Raw genomic sequence first — 16,636 nt, 5'->3', positions numbered from 1 at the left:
ACAGGGAGGAAGACATGACGAAATCCGGCACTATCCGCACCGGCATCGGCGGCTGGACCTTCGAGCCCTGGCGCGGGCATTTCTTTCCCGATGACCTGAAACAGAAGGACGAGCTGAATTATGCCAGCCGCCAGCTAAAGGTCATCGAGGTCAACGGCACCTATTACAGCACGCAAAGACCTGCGGTCTTCGCCAAATGGGCGGCTGACGTGCCCGATGGTTTCATCTTCTCGCTGAAGGCGACGCGGTTCGTCACCAATCGGCGGGTGCTGGCCGAAGCCGGTGAATCGATGGAGCGGTTCCTGTCATCGGGAATCAGCGAACTTGGCGATCATCTCGGGCCACTGCTCTGGCAGTTCGCGCCGACGAAGAAGTTCGATCCGGACGATTTCGAGGCCTTTCTGAAACTGCTGCCGGCAAAACAGGACGGGCTGGCGCTTCGCCATGTGGTCGAGGTCCGGCACGATTCCTTCAAGGTGCCGGAATTCGTGGCGCTGCTTGCGAAATACGGGGTGGCGCCGGTCTGCGCCGAACATTTCGAATATCCGATGATCGCCGACGTCACCGCCGATTTCGTCTATGCCAGGCTGCAAAAGGGCTCGGACGATATTGCGACCTGCTATCCGGACAAGGAGCTGAAGGCCTGGGCGAACCGGCTGGAGGTCTGGGCCGAGGGCAAGATCCCCGACGACCTGCCGCTGATCGATCCGGATCGCAAGGTCAAGGCCGAGCCGCGCGACGTCTTCGCCTTCATGATCCATGAGGGCAAGGTCAATGCGCCGCATGGAGCGATCGCTCTGCAGCAGGTGCTGGCGAAATAGGCCAAAGGCTGAAGCATCGGCCGGCGCAAAGCTGACGCATCGGCGGCGCGAAGCTGAAGCGTCGGCGGCCCGAAGCTGAAGCATCGGGTGGGTTAAAGAGGCAGGACTTGGGTTGCGAGGTCTTCCGCCGTCAGGCCCTTGCCGGCGCGATGGCCGGCCTCTGCGTGCAGCCAGACGCCGGCGGCGGCGGCTTCGAAGGCCGGCAGGCCCTGGGCGAGCAATGCGCCGATGATACCGGCGAGCACATCACCGGAACCGGCGGTGGCAAGCCAGACGGGAGCATTGGTATTGATCAGCGCCCGGCCGTCCGGCGCAGCAATGACGGTATCGGCGCCCTTATAGACAATCGCGGCATTGGCGCGGCGGGCGGCGGCGACGGCTTTATCCACCTTCCCCAGCGCATCGTCGCTACCGATATCGGGAAAGAGTCGCGAGAACTCACCTTCGTGTGGCGTCAGCACCAGGCGTGGTTTGCCGCGGAAGAGATCGAAAAGCTGCTGCGGATCGTCCTTGAACGAGGAGATGCCGTCGGCATCCAGCACGAGATGGCGATCGGCAAGGGCGGTGACGAAGCCGCGTGCCCTGGCGCCGATGCCGAAACCGGGACCGAGCACGAATGTCTGCAGCCGCTTGTCGGCGAGCCAGTTTTCGAGGTCGGCCTCGTCGTCGATCGCATGCAGCATGACGGCGGTGAGATGCGCGGCATTGGCGGCCATCGCCGCATGAGGGGCTGCGATCGTCACCAGGCCGGCGCCGGCCTTCAGGCCCGATATCGCCGACATGCGCGCAGCCCCCGTCTTATCGGCCTCGCCTGAGAAGACGACCAGATGGCCGCGCTTGTATTTGTGGGTTTCCAGCTGCTCGGCCGGCAGCACGCTCTTCCAGGCGTCCGGCCTGTTCTCGGCGATATCGCCGCCTGCTGTGGCCCTGACGATGCGGGCGGGAATGCCGATGTCGAAGACCTCCAACTCGCCGCAAAGCTCTCTGCCCGGCATCAGCAGATGGCCGGGCTTTCGTGTCATGAAGGTGATGGTGTTCTGCACCCGGAAGGCCGCACCCAGCACCTTGCCGGTACGGCCATCGAGGCCGGAGGGCAGATCGATGGCGAGGACCGGAATACCGGCTGCGGTGACCCGCCCGATCAGTTCGCCGACATCGGCCGGCACCTCACGGCCGAGCCCGGCGCCGAACAGGCCATCGATGACGACGTCGCCGGCTTCGGGCTGGTAAAGGCGAAGCTCCTCTCCCCGGAGCGTGCAGCCGGCGCGGGCGCGGGCGGCATCGCCCTTCAGCCTTGATGGATCACCGAGATGGAAGAGCGCCACCGTCGCCCCGCACTCCTGCAGATGCCGTGCCGCGACATAGGCGTCGCCGCCATTGTTGCCTGGACCGCAAAGCACGACAAAACGCAGCGCGTCCGGATGAAGCCGCAGTGCGGCGGCCGCAACCGCAGCCCCTGCCCTTTCCATCAGGCCGAAGGAATCGATACCGGATGCGGCAGCGGCCGCATCGACGGCGGCCATTTCGGCGGGCGTCAGAAGAAGATCGGACAGATGTTGGCTCATTGGCCCATTCAATTCAATAAACGCCTAAAAAACAACCGTCCGAGACGATAAAGAAAAGCGCTTTATTTATGCATTTGCCTATATTTTAATCTTACGTCACCATGCTTTCGCAGTTGCTGATATTCGAGATTTTTTCGGTTTTGGATGTGATTCTGGCCCGGAGGTAATGTTTTTCCACTTCTCCGTCACCAAAACGACATGGAATCCCCCGCAAACGCGCCGGTTTTGACGGAATTGACGTCTTTTTTCGATAAGACGGATTTCAAACTGGCACGATATCTGCATCATATCCGGCGAGCGGGAACATTCCTGCCATAACGGGAGAAGCGGAGAGATATTTTCTCATGAAAAAGATCGAAGCGATCATTAAGCCTTTCAAGCTGGACGAAGTGAAGGAAGCCCTTCAGGAAGTCGGCCTGCAAGGTATTACGGTCACGGAAGCCAAGGGCTTCGGCCGTCAGAAGGGCCACACGGAACTCTACCGCGGCGCCGAATACGTCGTCGATTTCCTGCCGAAGGTAAAGGTCGAGGTGGTGCTGGCCGACGAGAACGCTGAGGCCGTCATCGATGCGATCCGCAAGGCGGCGCAGACCGGCCGCATCGGCGATGGAAAAATCTTCGTCTCCAACGTCGAAGAGGTTATCCGCATCCGTACCGGCGAGACCGGCATCGACGCCATCTGACCCACTTTGCCAACCGCGCAAAGTTCGATACGGTCAGCGCGGCCACCTATTGTCATTGCAAATCGGAGGAAGGTATTTAATGGCGACCGCAAGCGAAATTCTGAAGCAGATCAAAGAGAACGACGTGAAGTTCGTCGATCTGCGGTTCACCGACCCGAAGGGCAAGCTGCAGCATGTGACGATGGACGTCGTCTGCGTCGACGAAGACATGTTCGCTGACGGCGTGATGTTCGACGGCTCCTCGATCGGCGGCTGGAAGGCCATCAACGAGTCCGACATGGTGCTGATGCCCGATACCGAGACGGTGCATATGGACCCGTTCTTCGCTCAGTCGACCATGGTCATCATGTGCGATATCCTCGATCCGGTTTCCGGCGAGGCCTATAACCGCGATCCGCGCGGCACCGCCAAAAAGGCCGAAGCCTATCTCAAGGCATCCGGCATCGGCGACACGATCTTCGTCGGCCCGGAAGCCGAATTCTTCGTCTTCGACGACGTCAAGTACAAGGCCGATCCCTACAATACCGGCTTCAAGCTCGACTCGACCGAACTGCCGTCGAACGACGACACCGATTACGAAACCGGCAACCTCGGCCATCGCCCGCGCGTCAAGGGCGGCTATTTCCCGGTTCCCCCGGTCGACAGCGCCCAGGACATGCGCTCGGAAATGCTGACGGTGCTCTCCGAAATGGGCGTCGTCGTCGAAAAGCATCACCATGAAGTCGCCGCCGCCCAGCATGAACTCGGCATCAAGTTCGACACGCTGGTGCGCAACGCCGACAAGATGCAGATCTACAAATACGTCGTGCACCAAGTGGCGAACGCCTACGGCAAGACCGCGACCTTCATGCCGAAGCCGATCTTCGGCGACAACGGCTCGGGCATGCACGTGCACCAGTCGATCTGGAAGGGCGGCAAGCCGACTTTCGCCGGCGACGAATATGCAGGCCTTTCCGAAAGCTGCCTGTTCTACATCGGCGGCATCATCAAGCATGCCAAGGCGATCAACGCCTTCACCAATCCGTCGACGAACTCCTACAAGCGTCTCGTCCCGGGTTATGAAGCGCCGGTGCTGCTCGCCTATTCGGCCCGCAACCGCTCGGCCTCCTGCCGCATTCCGTTCGGCTCCAACCCGAAGGCCAAGCGCGTGGAAGTCCGCTTCCCGGATCCGACCGCCAACCCCTATCTCGCTTTCGCCGCCATGCTGATGGCCGGCCTCGACGGCATCAAGAACAAGATCCATCCCGGCAAGGCCATGGACAAGGATCTCTACGATCTGCCGCCGAAGGAACTGAAGAAGATCCCGACCGTTTGCGGCAGCCTGCGCGAAGCGCTCGAAAGCCTCGACAAGGACCGCAAGTTCCTGACCGCCGGCGGCGTCTTCGACGACGACCAGATCGATGCTTTCATCGAACTGAAGATGGCAGAGGTGATGCGTTTCGAAATGACGCCGCATCCTGTCGAATACGACATGTACTATTCGGCCTGATCGGCTGCGAACATCGAAAGTCCCGGTTCGCCGGGGCTTTCGCCTCCAGGTCATGGACGCCAAATGGCTGGGATATGACGTTCATGTGACGAACGGCGCGCAAAATCTTGATTTGCGTCGCACCGATCACCAAATTGGGTGATGAAAGGAAGTCGTACCATGAAAGAAAGAATAGCAAAGTTCAGTATCGGCGAAGTGGTTCGGCACAAGGTATTTCCGTTTCGCGGCGTCATCTTCGATGTTGATCCGGAATTCGCGAATACGGAGGAATGGTGGAACTCTATTCCCGCAGAGGTGCGCCCGAGCAGGGATCAGCCCTTCTATCACCTTCTCGCCGAAAATGACGAAAGCGAATATGTCGCTTATGTCTCCGAGCAGAACCTGATGAACGACGAAAGCGGCACGCCGCTTCGCAATCCGCAGATCTACCAGATTTTCGATCAGGCCCCGTCAGGGCAGTTCAAACCCAAGATGAGCTTCGCCCACTAAATCAGTGTGCCGATCGGTGAAACAAGGCCTCGCCTCTCCCAGCGAGGCCTTTTTCTTTCAGCTTACGACGGGATGCCCCTCATCCGCGTAGAGCGCAGAGATTGCCAACAAAAAACCCGGCACGAAGCCGGGTTTCTGTTCAAGCCTGATGGCCGGGATTACTGAGCCTTGGCTGCCTTCTGGGCGTCTTCCAGCTTCTTGCGGGCCTCTTCAGCCTTCTTCTGCATGCCTTCCTGCAGGCTGCGCTGGCTTTCGGCGAGCTTGGATTCGGAAACCGGTTCGCCGTCATAAGCGCCGGTGAAGCCTTCAAGCGAAATCTTGATCGGGTTCGGAGCGCGACGGAAGTTGATCGAGGTGAAAATCACGTCGCTGCCCTTCTTGAGGCTGGCGATCATCGCGTCGGTCAGCGGGATTTCGGCCGTGCACTTGTCTGGCAGGCAGACGGCGTAATCGAGCTTCTGGCCCTTGCCGCCGTCGATCTGCATGAGGATGCCGGGGGGAACCAAGCGTGCCGTGGGAACCGAGACCTGCAGGAGCTTGCGGTTGATCTTGCCAGTGACGGAGATCAGGCCGACGGCCGTGACGAGCTGGCCGCCATTGGCGAGAATCAGGTTCTGGACAACACAGATGTCGTTGTCTTCCTGCTTGCTGCAGGTCTTGTACCAGCCGAGCTTCGGCGCGCCGGCGGCCTGCGCCGGAGCATCGGCCGGAGCCGGCGCCGCCGCATCCTGTGCGAAGGAGGAGACCGGTGCCGAAGCGCCGAACACCACTGCCAGAACGGACAGTGCTGCCCGCATTTTCTTTTCAGACTTGAACATCATAACGAATTCCGTCTCCTGATATCCGTTCGGGGCCGCGTCTTGCCGCCCCAACCATCGGGTCGTTCGGCACTCACCTCTTAAAAAAATAAGGCAAATGCATGACCCCAAACTTCGGGTTCACCTGTTACATCGCAGCGTTCAAGATATCCAGCATTTCTTTGGCAATTCGAGGCGCAATTTCATCGCGATGCCGAAGAAATCGCCGCTCCGTGTTGGAATTGAGCGACCCCATGCTAATCTCCGCGGTGAATCATGCCCGTTTTCGTGGTCTTAAGGATTACCGAATGCTCCGGATCGTCGTCCCTCTCGTCCTCTCGCTGCTGTGCGGCGCTGTTGCCGCCGAGCCGCTGCACGGCATCGCGATGCATGGCGAGCCGGCCCTGCCGCCGGACTACAAACACTTCCCTTACGTCAATCCCGACGTGAAGAAGGGCGGCAAGATCACCTATGGCGTCGTCGGCACCTTCGACAGTCTGAACCCGTTCATCCTGAAAAGCATGCGTACGACGGCGCGCGGCATGTGGGACCCGGAATATGGCAATCTCGTCTACGAATCACTGATGCAGCGATCGAGAGATGAGCCCTTCACGCTCTACGGCCTGCTTGCCGAGACTGTGGAATGGGATGACGCCAGGAGTTTCATCCAATTCAATCTCAACCCGACGGCGAAATGGTCCGACGGTCAGCCGGTGACACCCGAGGACGTGATGTTCACCTTCGAACTGATGCGCGACAAGGGCCGCGTTCCCTTTGCCAACCGCCTCAACGTCGTCGCCAAGATGGAAAAGATCGGCGAACACAGTGTGCGCTTCACCTTCAACGACAAGGCCGACCGCGAGACGCCTTTGATCTTCGGCCTTTTCCCGGTGCTGCCGAAACATGCGATTGATCCCGAAACCTTCGACCGTACATCGCTGGCACCACCGGTCGGCTCTGGTCCCTACAAGGTAAGGACGGTCAAGCCCGGCGAGAGCATCACATTTGAGCGCGATCCGAACTACTGGGGCAAGGACATTCCCTCGAAAGTCGGCACCGACAATTACGACCAGATCACCGTGCAATATTTCCTGCAGGACACGACGCTGTTCGAGGCCTTCAAGAAGGGCGATATCGATGTCTATCCCGATGGCAATCCCGGCCATTGGGCCAATGCCTATGATTTCCCAGCCGTCACCTCGGGAGCTATCGTCAAGGAGGTGTACACGCCGAAACTGCCGAGCGGCATGCTCGGCTTCGTGTTCAACACGCGCCGGCCGATCTTTACCGATCCAAAGGTGCGCGAAGGCCTGTCGCTGGTATTCGATTTCGAATGGGCGAATAAGAACCTCTATTCCGGTGCCTATAAGCGCACGCAGAGCTTCTGGCAGAATTCCGAACTTTCGAGTTTCGGCGTTCCGGCCAATGCGGCAGAGCTTGCTCTGCTCGGACCGATCAAGGACAAAATCGCGCCCAGTATTCTCGACGGCACCTACAAGCTGCCGGTGACCGATGGCTCGGGCCGCGACCGCAATGTGCTGAAGCAGGCGGTCGAGCAGTTGAAACAGGGCGGCTATACGATCCAGGGCGGCAAGATGGCTGATGCTTCAGGCCGCCAGCTCGCCTTCGAAATCATGACGCAAAATGCCGACCAGGAAAAGCTCGCCATCGCCTACCAGCGGTCACTGCAGGCGATCGGCATTGCCGCCTCGATTCGCACGGTCGACGATTCGCAATATCAGAGCCGGACGAACAGCTTCGATTACGATATGATCATGAAATCCTACACTTCGTCGCTGTCGCCGGGTAACGAACAGCTCGGCCGCTGGTCTTCCGCCGCACGCACGCGCGAGGGGACGGACAGCTTCGCCGGCGCCAACGATCCCGATCTCGACACGCTAATCGACCATCTGCTCAGGGCGCGCTCGGCGGAAGATTTCACCGCGGCAGTGCGCTCCTACGATCGGATGCTGCTCTCCGGCCATTACGTGCTGCCGCTCTATCATATCGACCAGCAATGGGTAGCCCACAGCAAGCGCATCGGTCGTCCCGACAGCGCGCCGCTCAATGGTTATCAGCTGCCGGTATGGTGGGATGCAAGCGTGCAGTAAACGCCGCCGAACCGCCTCGGCCCAATGTCTCCCAGGAGACGGATAGAATAAGGAAAGTCCTCATGGAACGCATCACCATCGACGTCGTCTCGGATGTCGTCTGCCCCTGGTGTTATCTCGGCAAGGCGCGGCTGGAACTCGCCATCGCCGAGGTGCAGGACGAGATCGGCGTCGATATCAACTGGCGGCCGTACCGGCTCAATCCCGACTATCCCAAGGAAGGTGTCGACCAGAAGAAGGCGCTGGCTGAGAAGCTCGGCGGCGAGGAGCGCGTGGCCCAGGCCCACAAGATGCTCACTGACCTCGGCCGCGAAGTCGGCATCGCCTTCGATTTCGAAGCGATCAAGATCGGCCCGAATACGCTCGACGCCCACCGGCTGGTCCACTGGGCGATGATCGAAGGCCGCGAGAAGCAGGACAAGGTCGTCACGGCGCTGTTCAAGGCGAATTTCGAGGAAGGCCGCAATGTCGGCGACCATCAAGTACTGCTCGATATCGCCGAAAAGGCCGGCCTCGACCGCTCGGTCATCGCCTCGCTGCTTGCCTCCGATGCCGATCGCGACCTGATCGTCGCGGAGATCAAGGCGGCGCAGGAAATGGGCGTCAACGGCGTGCCGTTCTTCATCTTCGACCAGCAATATGCCGTCAGCGGCGCGCAGACACCGGATGTGCTGGCGAGTGCGCTGCGCGATATTGCCAAGGCCAAGGCCGAGGCGCGGTCGGGGCTGAACTGAGTCTATCGATGCGGATCGAGATCGAACAGCCGCGACAAAGTTGGGCCGAGGATTTCGCAGCGCTCAAGCGCGCCGTCATGGGTGCGGCACCCGCCGGAGCCTATCTGCATCATATCGGCTCGACGGCCATTCCCGGCCTTCCCGCCAAGGATATCATCGATCTCCAGCTGACGGTGAACGAGCTGGCTGATGTCGATGCCGACGCATTCGAACAGGCCGGCTTCGAGCGCCGGCCCATCACCATCGATCACTGCCCTCCGGGACTTGAACTGGCAGACGGCGAACTGCGCAAGGCCTTCTATCGCAGCAAAGGACGCCCGGCCAATCTGCATATCCGGCAAAGAGGCCGCTTCAACCAACGCTACTCCCTGCTCTGCCGAGACTTCCTGCGTGCCCATCCGACGGCGGCGAACGCCTATGCGCTGATCAAGCAGCGGCTCGCCCAGCGCTTTCCCGAGGACGTCGATTTCTACTACGACATCAAGGACCCGGTGTTCGACATCATCATGGACGGCGCCAATGAATGGGCAAAGCTGATCGGCTGGTCGGAGCCGCCGGGCGACTGAAGCCGCGCGTCACCCCAGAACCGGAACGCAGCGCACTTCAGTCTTCACCGAGTTGGCGATGAAACATTCGTCATGGGCGCGGTGATGCAGGGCTTCGAGCTCGCTCAGAGAGGGCTGCTTCTCACCGCTGAAGACGACATGCGGCCTCAGCGTCACGACGGTCATGGCCAAACGGCCTTCGGCATTCCTGTCCATGACGCCCTCGGCGGCATCGGTGTAGCTGTCGACGCAAAAGCTCTGTTTGGCGGCGATCGACAGGAACCACAGCATATGGCAGCTGGAAAGCGAAGCGACGAAAGCCTCCTCCGGATCGACGGCGTCCTCGGCTGAATAGGGCAGCGGGACGACATGCGCGGAAGAAGACGCCCTCACCTCGATGCCGCCATCGAAGGTCCAGAGGTGGGCGCGGCTGTAGCGATTGTCGGTGAAAGTCTCGCCCTTCCGCTGCCAGGCGATCGTTGCGCCATATGTCGCCATATCAATCTTCCTCTGTTTACTTCGCCATCTCCGCCAGCTGCGTCATGATAACAGCCGCACCCTGCAGGCGTTTTTCCGGGGTCGGCAGGTCGCGGGTCAGGAAGAGGCTGTGATCGGGGCGGATCTTCGCCATCGTGCCCTGCCTGCCGATATAGCCGACGAGGTTTGCCGGGTTGGGGAATTCCTTGTTGCGGAACTGCACGACCACGCCCTTCGGGCCGGCATCGAGCTTTTCGACATTGGCGGTGCGGCAGAGCGACTTGATGTAGACGATCTTCAGCAGATGCTGGACTTCGATCGGCATCGGCCCGAAGCGGTCGATCATCTCGGCGCCGAAGCCGTCGATCTCCTTGAGTTCGGTGATTTCGCCGAGACGGCGATAGAGCGCCATGCGCAGATGCAGGTCGGGCACATAGTTTTCCGGGATCATCACCGTGGTGCCGACCGAAATTTGCGGCGACCAGCCGGTATCCTGGATCTCGTCGACACCCTTGACCTCGGCAACCGCCTCTTCCAGCATCTGCTGATAGAGTTCGAAGCCGACCTCCTTGATGTGGCCCGACTGCTCCTCGCCGAGCAGATTGCCGGCACCGCGAATATCGAGATCGTGGCTTGCCAGCTGGAAGCCAGCGCCGAGCGTGTCCAGCGATTGCAGCACCTTCAGCCGGCGGTCGGCCGTGGCCGTCAGCACCTTGTTGACAGGCAGGGTGAAGAGCGCGAAAGCGCGCACCTTCGAGCGGCCGACGCGGCCGCGCAGCTGATAGAGCTGGGCGAGGCCGAACATATCGGCGCGGTGAACGATCAGCGTATTGGCTGTCGGCACGTCGAGGCCGGATTCGACGATGGTTGTGGACAGCAGCACGTCGTAGCGGCCTTCATAGAAGGCGTTCATGATGTCTTCGAGTTCGCCGGCCGGCATCTGGCCATGGGCGACGGCGACCTTCAGCTCCGGCACATCGGACTGCAGGAAGGCATGGATATCCGCGAGATCGGCAAGCCTCGGGCAGACATAGAAGCTCTGGCCGCCGCGATAATGCTCGCGCATCAGCGTCTCGCGGATGACCAGGCTGTCGAAGGGCGAGATGAAGGTGCGCACCGCCATGCGGTCGACCGGCGGCGTAGTGATCAGCGACAACTCGCGCACGCCGGTCATGGCGAGCTGCAGCGTGCGCGGAATCGGCGTTGCCGACAGCGTCAGCACGTGCACATCGCTCTTCAGTTCCTTCAACCGTTCCTTGTGCTTCACACCGAAGTGCTGCTCCTCGTCGATGACGAGCAGGCCGAGATTGGCGAATTTGATGCCGGCGCCGAGCAGCGCATGGGTGCCGACGACGATGTCGGTCTTGCCGTCGGCCACTTCCTTCTTGGTCAGCGCCAGCTCCTTGGCGCCGACCAGGCGCGAAGCCTGCTGGATGCGCACCGGCAGACCGCGGAAACGCTCGGAAAAGGTCTTGAAATGCTGGCGAGCCAGCAGCGTCGTCGGCACGACGACGGCAACCTGGACGCCGTTCATCGCCGCGACGAAAGCGGCGCGCAGCGCCACTTCGGTCTTGCCGAAACCGACGTCGCCGCAGACCAGACGGTCCATCGGCCGGCCGGCGCCGAGATCGGAGCGGACCGCCTCGATGGCGTTGTCCTGGTCCTCGGTCTCGTCATAGGGGAAGCGGGCGGCGAATTCGTCGTAGAGACCTTCCGGCGTCGTCAGCATCGGTGCGTGGCGTGTCAGGCGCTCGGCGGCGATGCGGATCAGCGCATCGGCCATATCGAGCAGGCGCCTCTTCAGCTTGGCCTTGCGCATCTGCCAGGCGCCGCCGCCGAGCTTGTCGAGCTGGGCCTCGGTGCCCTCGCCGCCGTAGCGCGAGAGGAGATCGATGTTTTCGACCGGCAGGAAGAGCTTGGCCTCGTCGGCATATTGCAGTTCGAGGCAGGCATGCGGGGCGCCTGCCGCCTCGATGGTCCGCAGGCCAATGAAACGGCCGATGCCGTGTTCGGCGTGGACGACGATCGAACCTTCATCGAGGCCGGCGACCTCGGCGATGAAATCGGCCGCACGCTTGCGGCGCTTCGAGCGGCGCACCATGCGGTCGCCCAATATATCCTGCTCGCCGATGACGACGAGATCGCCGGCCTCGAAGCCGGATTCGAGACTGAGCACGGCAGCAGCAGCCTCGCCCCGCGCCAGCGAAGCGACATCCTTCAGCGCCTCGATCGGCTTGACCTTTTCCAGGCCGTGCTCGTTCAGCACCTGCAACAGACGTTCCAGCGAGCCTTCGGTCCAGGCGGTGACGAGCACTCTCGCGCCGCCGGCGCGGCGGTCGGCAATATGCTTGACGACGATGTCGAAGATGTTGATGCGTTCGGCATCGCCGCCTTCGGCATTCGAACGGGCCCAGCGCTGGCCCTGGCGGGCATCGATATTGACGACCCGCCTCGCCTCGCCTTCGATTTCGTTGAAGGGGCTGATGCGGATCGCACCGAGCGCATCCAGGGTTTTTGCGAAAAGCTTGCTGTCGAGATAGAGCTGGCCCGGCGTCACCGGCTTGTAGGGTGTGCCCTGGGCCATCTGGTTCTTGGCCGGCTGGCCGGAATTCAGGCGGGCGTCGTAATAATCGAAAACGAGCTTGGAGCGCTCTTCGGCCGCTTCACGCACCGTATGGTCGGTGACGACACGGAAGCCGCTGAGATAATCGAAGACGGTATCGAGCTTCTCATAGAAGAGCGGCAGCCAATGCTCCATACCGGGATAACGGCGGCCTTCGGAGACGGCGAGATAGAGCGCGTCGTCGCGCGTCGCCGCGCCGAAAGCCGAGAGGTAGTTCTTGCGGAAGCGGCTGATCGTATCCGGCGTCAGCGTCACCTCGCTCATCGGATTGAGATCGAGGGAGCGGACCTGGCCGGTCGTGCGCTGGCTGGCCGGATCGAAGCTGCGGATCGATTCCAGCGTATCTCCGAAGAAATCCAAGCGGACCGGCTCTTCCGAGCCTGGCACGAAGACATCGAGAATGCCGCCGCGCACGGCATATTCGCCGACCTCGCGGACGGTCGCGACACGGTCGAAGCCGTTGCGCTCCAGGCGCCCGGCGAGATCGTCCATGCGCAGCTGGTTACCGGGACGGGCCGAAAAGCTGAGGCTCTCGATCACATCCTGGGGCGCCACCTTCTGCAGCATGGCATTGGCGGTGACGAGCACAATCGCGGCATGCGGCTTTTTGCGGTGGGCAATCAGGCCACCGAGTGCGGCAAGCCGGCGGGCCGAGGTATCGGCGCTCGGCGAGACGCGGTCATAGGGCAGACAGTCCCAGGCCGGCAGGGTGAGAACCGGAATGTCGGGGGCGACAAAGCTCAGCATCTGTTCGATATCGGCCATGCGGTGGCCGTCGGACATGACATAGGCGACCGGCTCTCCCGCACGGGCGAGCTCGGCGAGCAGCAGCGTTTCAAGGCCGGCAGGCACATTGCCGATCGTCAGCGGCTCGGCAATGGCCGCAAGCTTCTTCGCATCAAAACCAGGGATCATTCCGGCGTCCTGAGGGGCTTGTCGAAATCGGGCGTATAGGCGGCCAGGCGGGCAAACATCGGTGTCTGGAAACGTTCAGGCACCGGCCATGTTCCCATGATCCAGCGGACGAGATCATTGTCCTCTTCCGCCATGATCGTCTCGAACTCGTCGAGCTCGGCATCCGACAGTCTGGCGAGCTCGGCTTCGGCAAACTGGCCGAAAACCAGATCCATCTCGCGAATGCCGCGATGCCAGCAACGGAAAAGGATCCGGCGGCGGCGCGGGTCGAGACCGGCACTCGTGAGCGTGACACCTGTCATGGCATTACCTTCCTGTTGATGCGCCTCTATAGACCCTGGAAAGCGGCTTGTCAGCCTTGCCAAGGCCGCATTGTTCATCGCATTTTGGCCGCATGCGCCCCGCCATTCTCGATCCGCTGTTTTCTCCCATTTCGGGCCTTCCGGGCGTCGGCCCGAAGATCGCCGAACTGCTGGTCAAGCTGCTCGGGCGCGATACGACGGAGGACTGCCGGGTCATCGACCTCCTCTTCCACGCGCCCTTTTCGCTGATCGACCGGCGCAACCAGCCGGGAATCGCCCGCGCGCCGCAGGGCGCGATCGTGACGATCACAGCGCGGGTCGACCGACACCAGGTGCCGCCACGGGGCAAAAGCAATGTCCCCTACCGCGTCTTCCTGCATGACGAGACCGGCGAGTTGACGCTGGTCTTCTTCCGCGGACAGGCGGCGTGGCTGGAAAAACAGCTGCCCGTCGACGCCGAGGTGACGGTCAGCGGCAAGGTCGACTGGTTCAACGGCCGCGCCTCGATGGTGCACCCAGATTATATCGTCAAAGCGGAGGAGGCGGAGAACCTGCCGCTCGTCGAGCCGATCTACCCGCTGACGGCGGGTCTCTCGCCGAAGACATTGCGCAAGATCATCGACGGCGCGCTGCCGCGTTTTCCAGAGCTGCCGGAATGGATCGATCTCGCCTTGACCGAGAAGCAGGGCCTGCCATCGATCCGCGACAGCTTCCACATGCTGCACGAGCCGCGCGACCCCGGAGATATAGATCCGCAGGCCCCTGCCCGGCGCCGGCTTGCCTATGACGAATTCCTCGCCGGCCAGCTGTCGCTGAGCCTGGTGCGCCAGAGGCTGCGCAAAGTGGCGGGCCAGCCGGTGCATGCGACCGGCGAAATCAGCGGCAAGATTTTGAAGACATTGCCTTTCCAGCTCACATCAAGCCAGAACGAGGCGATCGCCGACATTCTGAAAGACATGGCCGGCACCGAGCGCATGCTGCGGCTGCTGCAGGGCGATGTCGGCGCCGGCAAGACGCTGGTGGCGCTGATGGCGATGGCGGCGGTGATCGAGAGCGGCGGCCAGGCGGTGCTGATGGCGCCGACCGAAATCCTGGCACGCCAGCACCATGCGACGATCTCGAAATTCGCCGCCTCATCAGGGCTCGGCATCGAGGTGCTGACGGGGCGCACCAAGGGACGTGAACGGGAAGACATCCTGGAGCGCATCGCCTCCGGCGCCGCCCAGATCATCATCGGCACGCATGCGCTGTTCCAGGACAGCGTCACCTACGCCAACCTGATGCTTGCCGTTGTCGACGAACAGCATCGCTTCGGCGTGCATCAGCGGCTGCGGCTGACCGCCAAGGGCATCTCGCCGCATATGTTGGTGATGACGGCAACGCCGATCCCGCGCACTTTGGTGCTTGCTGCCTTCGGCGATATGGACGTCTCCAAGCTCACCGAAAAACCGGCCGGCCGCAAACCGATCCAGACGATCACCGTGCCGATGGAGCGAACCGGCGAAATCGTCGGGCGGCTGCAGGGCGCAATCGCCGAGGGCAAGAAGGCCTACTGGATCTGCCCACTGGTCGAAGAATCCGAAGAACTCGACCTGATGTCGGCCGAGGAACGGCATGCGACGCTGGTCGCGACACTCGGCCCCGATATCGGCCTCATCCACGGCCGCATGAGCGGGCCGGAGAAGGATGCGGCGATGATGGCGTTCAAGACCGGCGAGACGCGGCTTCTCGTCGCCACGACAGTCGTCGAAGTGGGCGTCGACGTGCCGGATGCGACGATCATGGTGATCGAACATGCCGAGCGCTTCGGCCTGGCGCAACTGCATCAGCTGCGCGGCCGGGTTGGGCGCGGCGACGAGGCTTCGACCTGCATCCTGCTCTATAAGGGGCCGCTTGGCGAAACCGGCCATTCCCGGCTTTCGATCATGCGCGAGACGGAGGACGGTTTTCGCATCGCCGAAGAGGACCTGAAGCTGCGCGGCGAAGGCGAATTGCTCGGCACAAGGCAATCCGGCACGCCGGGCTTCCGCATTGCCAGCCTCGAGGCGCATGCCGATCTGCTCGAGATTGCCCGCAAGGATGCGGCCTACCTGATCGAGCGCGATCCGGAACTGACCAGCGAAAGAGGACAGGCGATCCGCACCCTGCTCTATCTCTTCCGCCGCGATGAGGCGATCCGGTTCCTGAGAGCAGGATAAGGCGCGCCACTACGCGCCATGCCTGTTGTTATCCCAAACGCTTTTGGGCGGCATGCATCATTCGGCCTTGGAAACCGCCACCGGCTTCGGCCGCGGCAAATGCTTCGGCTTCGGCTCGGACTGAGGGATTTCAGGAGCCACGAGCCCGCCTGAGATCAGGAATTTGGCCGCGTCTTCCGGCGACATGTCGAGCAGCACGATCTTCTCGCGCGGCACGAAGACGAGGAAACCGGCGGTCGGCACCGGCGTCGGCGGCAGGAAGACCGCAACCATATCCTGGCCCATGGCGTTGAACTTCGAAGCGATCTCGCCCTTGGCGTCGGTGGCCACGAAAACCAACGCCCAGAGGCCGGGACTGGGATATTCGATGAGGCCGACTTTCTTGAAGGAGTTCGACTGCTCCTTCAGCACCGTTTCGAAAATCTGCTTCACGCTTCTGTAGATCGTGCGCACCAGCGGCATGCGCTGGACGACCGATTCGCCGAAACCGACGATGCTTTGGCCGATCAGGTTCTTGCCGAGGAAACCGACGACGGTGATCAGCACGACGGCCGTCAGCAGGCCGAAACCGGGAATGGCGAAATTGAGATAGCTTTCCGGATTCCAGCGCGCCGGAATATAGGGCCTGACCCAGCTGTCGGACCAGTGGATGAAGGTCCAGGTCAGCCAGATGGTGATCGCGATCGGCGCGCAGATGATCAGGCCTGCGAGAAAATTATTCCTCAGCCGGGTCGCGACCGGCATTCTGGGGGTGTTGTCGGTCATCTCTCCTGATGAGCTCCATCTCAGTCGTGGACAGGCCGGAACGCCGGCCTTTCCCCCTTGTCCGCACACCAAAATTGCCAGAATTCGAGGGTCCGCACAATATGTTTCGCAGCGGAGGCCGC

The 16,636-nt window shown here is 61.7% G+C and carries 14 protein-coding genes; 8 read left to right on the top strand and 6 right to left on the bottom strand.

All coding sequences use genetic code 11. From position 1 onward, the window contains the following. The first annotated feature begins 14 nt into the window (after positions 1-14). On the top strand, positions 15-821 hold the full coding sequence (locus tag GGD57_RS00990) for a DUF72 domain-containing protein (RefSeq protein ID WP_184466013.1): 807 nt from the start codon (positions 15-17) through the stop codon (positions 819-821). A gap of 92 nt (positions 822-913) precedes the next feature. On the opposite strand, the gene GGD57_RS00985 is transcribed toward GGD57_RS00990, so the two are convergent. Then, the gene (locus GGD57_RS00985; RefSeq protein ID WP_184466011.1) at positions 914-2,386 is read right to left on the bottom strand and encodes an NAD(P)H-hydrate dehydratase; all 1,473 of its coding nucleotides are present in this window, start codon (positions 2,384-2,386) and stop codon (positions 914-916) included. Positions 2,387-2,730: 344 nt separating this feature from the next. Here GGD57_RS00985 and GGD57_RS00980 point away from each other — a divergent pair, with 344 nt between their 5' ends. The 3 genes from GGD57_RS00980 (at position 2,731) to hspQ (ending at position 5,047) form a co-directional block, all read left to right on the top strand. Continuing rightward, positions 2,731-3,069, top strand: coding sequence for a P-II family nitrogen regulator (locus GGD57_RS00980; RefSeq protein WP_003539626.1), 339 nt, complete (start codon positions 2,731-2,733; stop codon positions 3,067-3,069). 79 nt (positions 3,070-3,148) lie between these two features. Further along, positions 3,149-4,558 carry a type I glutamate--ammonia ligase gene (glnA, locus tag GGD57_RS00975; RefSeq protein WP_028756888.1) on the top strand — a complete coding sequence of 470 codons (1,410 nt, stop codon included), beginning with the start codon at positions 3,149-3,151 and terminating at the stop codon, positions 4,556-4,558. A 159-nt stretch (positions 4,559-4,717) separates the two neighbouring features. Beyond that, positions 4,718-5,047: a heat shock protein HspQ gene (gene hspQ / locus GGD57_RS00970; protein WP_003559363.1), complete on the top strand. Its 330-nt coding sequence runs from the start codon at positions 4,718-4,720 to the stop codon at positions 5,045-5,047. A gap of 158 nt (positions 5,048-5,205) precedes the next feature. On the opposite strand, the gene GGD57_RS00965 is transcribed toward hspQ, so the two are convergent. Next, entirely contained in the window at positions 5,206-5,868 is a 663-nt protein-coding gene (locus tag GGD57_RS00965) for an invasion associated locus B family protein (protein WP_184466009.1), read from the bottom strand. Between the two features lie 284 nt (positions 5,869-6,152). Between GGD57_RS00965 and GGD57_RS00960 the strand changes: the two genes are divergently transcribed. From GGD57_RS00960 to GGD57_RS00950, 3 genes are all read left to right on the top strand, one after another. Continuing rightward, positions 6,153-7,955, top strand: coding sequence for an extracellular solute-binding protein (locus GGD57_RS00960; RefSeq protein ID WP_184466007.1), 1,803 nt, complete (start codon positions 6,153-6,155; stop codon positions 7,953-7,955). Between the two features lie 62 nt (positions 7,956-8,017). Then, the gene (locus GGD57_RS00955; protein WP_184466005.1) at positions 8,018-8,689 is read left to right on the top strand and encodes a DsbA family oxidoreductase; all 672 of its coding nucleotides are present in this window, start codon (positions 8,018-8,020) and stop codon (positions 8,687-8,689) included. A gap of 8 nt (positions 8,690-8,697) precedes the next feature. Beyond that, a complete protein-coding gene (locus GGD57_RS00950; RefSeq protein ID WP_184466003.1) occupies positions 8,698-9,255 on the top strand; it encodes a GrpB family protein in 558 nt (185 codons plus the stop codon). A 9-nt stretch (positions 9,256-9,264) separates the two neighbouring features. On the opposite strand, the gene GGD57_RS00945 is transcribed toward GGD57_RS00950, so the two are convergent. From GGD57_RS00945 to GGD57_RS00935, 3 genes are read right to left on the bottom strand one after another with little or no spacing between them, the layout of a single operon-like run. Next, the gene (locus GGD57_RS00945) at positions 9,265-9,732 is read right to left on the bottom strand and encodes an OsmC family protein (RefSeq protein WP_184466001.1); all 468 of its coding nucleotides are present in this window, start codon (positions 9,730-9,732) and stop codon (positions 9,265-9,267) included. A gap of 16 nt (positions 9,733-9,748) precedes the next feature. Continuing rightward, positions 9,749-13,249, bottom strand: a complete 3,501-nt coding sequence (gene mfd / locus GGD57_RS00940) for a transcription-repair coupling factor (RefSeq protein ID WP_184465998.1) — start codon at positions 13,247-13,249, stop codon at positions 9,749-9,751. Next, positions 13,246-13,551: a succinate dehydrogenase assembly factor 2 gene (locus tag GGD57_RS00935; RefSeq protein ID WP_126910665.1), complete on the bottom strand. Its 306-nt coding sequence runs from the start codon at positions 13,549-13,551 to the stop codon at positions 13,246-13,248. The genes mfd and GGD57_RS00935 overlap by 4 nt, the downstream gene beginning before the upstream one ends. Before the next feature lie 92 nt (positions 13,552-13,643). Here GGD57_RS00935 and recG point away from each other — a divergent pair, with 92 nt between their 5' ends. Then, complete coding sequence (gene recG, locus GGD57_RS00930) at positions 13,644-15,749, top strand: ATP-dependent DNA helicase RecG (protein ID WP_184465997.1); 2,106 nt, start codon at positions 13,644-13,646, stop codon at positions 15,747-15,749. Positions 15,750-15,806: 57 nt separating this feature from the next. On the opposite strand, the gene GGD57_RS00925 is transcribed toward recG, so the two are convergent. Continuing rightward, positions 15,807-16,514, bottom strand: coding sequence for a DUF502 domain-containing protein (locus tag GGD57_RS00925; protein WP_184465995.1), 708 nt, complete (start codon positions 16,512-16,514; stop codon positions 15,807-15,809). Between the last annotated feature and the right edge of the window lie 122 nt (positions 16,515-16,636).

Source organism: Rhizobium esperanzae, assembly GCF_014197615.1.
Lineage (GTDB): Bacteria > Pseudomonadota > Alphaproteobacteria > Rhizobiales > Rhizobiaceae > Rhizobium > Rhizobium esperanzae_A.
Note: the sequence above shows the minus strand (reverse complement) of the source record. Positions and strands in the feature narration are given on the sequence as shown.

What these genes read in the sequence shown, in the direction of transcription:
- GGD57_RS00950 (WP_184466003.1), top strand. Translation starts at nt 8,698, where the DNA reads ATGCGGATCGAGATCGAACAGCCGCGACAAAGTTGGGCCGAGGATTTC.
- GGD57_RS00990 (WP_184466013.1), top strand. Translation starts at nt 15, where the DNA reads ATGACGAAATCCGGCACTATCCGCACCGGCATCGGCGGCTGGACCTTC.
- GGD57_RS00955 (WP_184466005.1), top strand. Translation starts at nt 8,018, where the DNA reads ATGGAACGCATCACCATCGACGTCGTCTCGGATGTCGTCTGCCCCTGG.
- GGD57_RS00960 (WP_184466007.1), top strand. Translation starts at nt 6,153, where the DNA reads ATGCTCCGGATCGTCGTCCCTCTCGTCCTCTCGCTGCTGTGCGGCGCT.
- recG (WP_184465997.1), top strand. Translation starts at nt 13,644, where the DNA reads ATGCGCCCCGCCATTCTCGATCCGCTGTTTTCTCCCATTTCGGGCCTT.
- GGD57_RS00935 (WP_126910665.1), bottom strand. Translation starts at nt 13,551, where the DNA reads ATGACAGGTGTCACGCTCACGAGTGCCGGTCTCGACCCGCGCCGCCGC.
- glnA (WP_028756888.1), top strand. Translation starts at nt 3,149, where the DNA reads ATGGCGACCGCAAGCGAAATTCTGAAGCAGATCAAAGAGAACGACGTG.
- GGD57_RS00980 (WP_003539626.1), top strand. Translation starts at nt 2,731, where the DNA reads ATGAAAAAGATCGAAGCGATCATTAAGCCTTTCAAGCTGGACGAAGTG.
- hspQ (WP_003559363.1), top strand. Translation starts at nt 4,718, where the DNA reads ATGAAAGAAAGAATAGCAAAGTTCAGTATCGGCGAAGTGGTTCGGCAC.
- GGD57_RS00925 (WP_184465995.1), bottom strand. Translation starts at nt 16,514, where the DNA reads ATGACCGACAACACCCCCAGAATGCCGGTCGCGACCCGGCTGAGGAAT.
- GGD57_RS00945 (WP_184466001.1), bottom strand. Translation starts at nt 9,732, where the DNA reads ATGGCGACATATGGCGCAACGATCGCCTGGCAGCGGAAGGGCGAGACT.
- mfd (WP_184465998.1), bottom strand. Translation starts at nt 13,249, where the DNA reads ATGATCCCTGGTTTTGATGCGAAGAAGCTTGCGGCCATTGCCGAGCCG.
- GGD57_RS00985 (WP_184466011.1), bottom strand. Translation starts at nt 2,386, where the DNA reads ATGAGCCAACATCTGTCCGATCTTCTTCTGACGCCCGCCGAAATGGCC.
- GGD57_RS00965 (WP_184466009.1), bottom strand. Translation starts at nt 5,868, where the DNA reads ATGATGTTCAAGTCTGAAAAGAAAATGCGGGCAGCACTGTCCGTTCTG.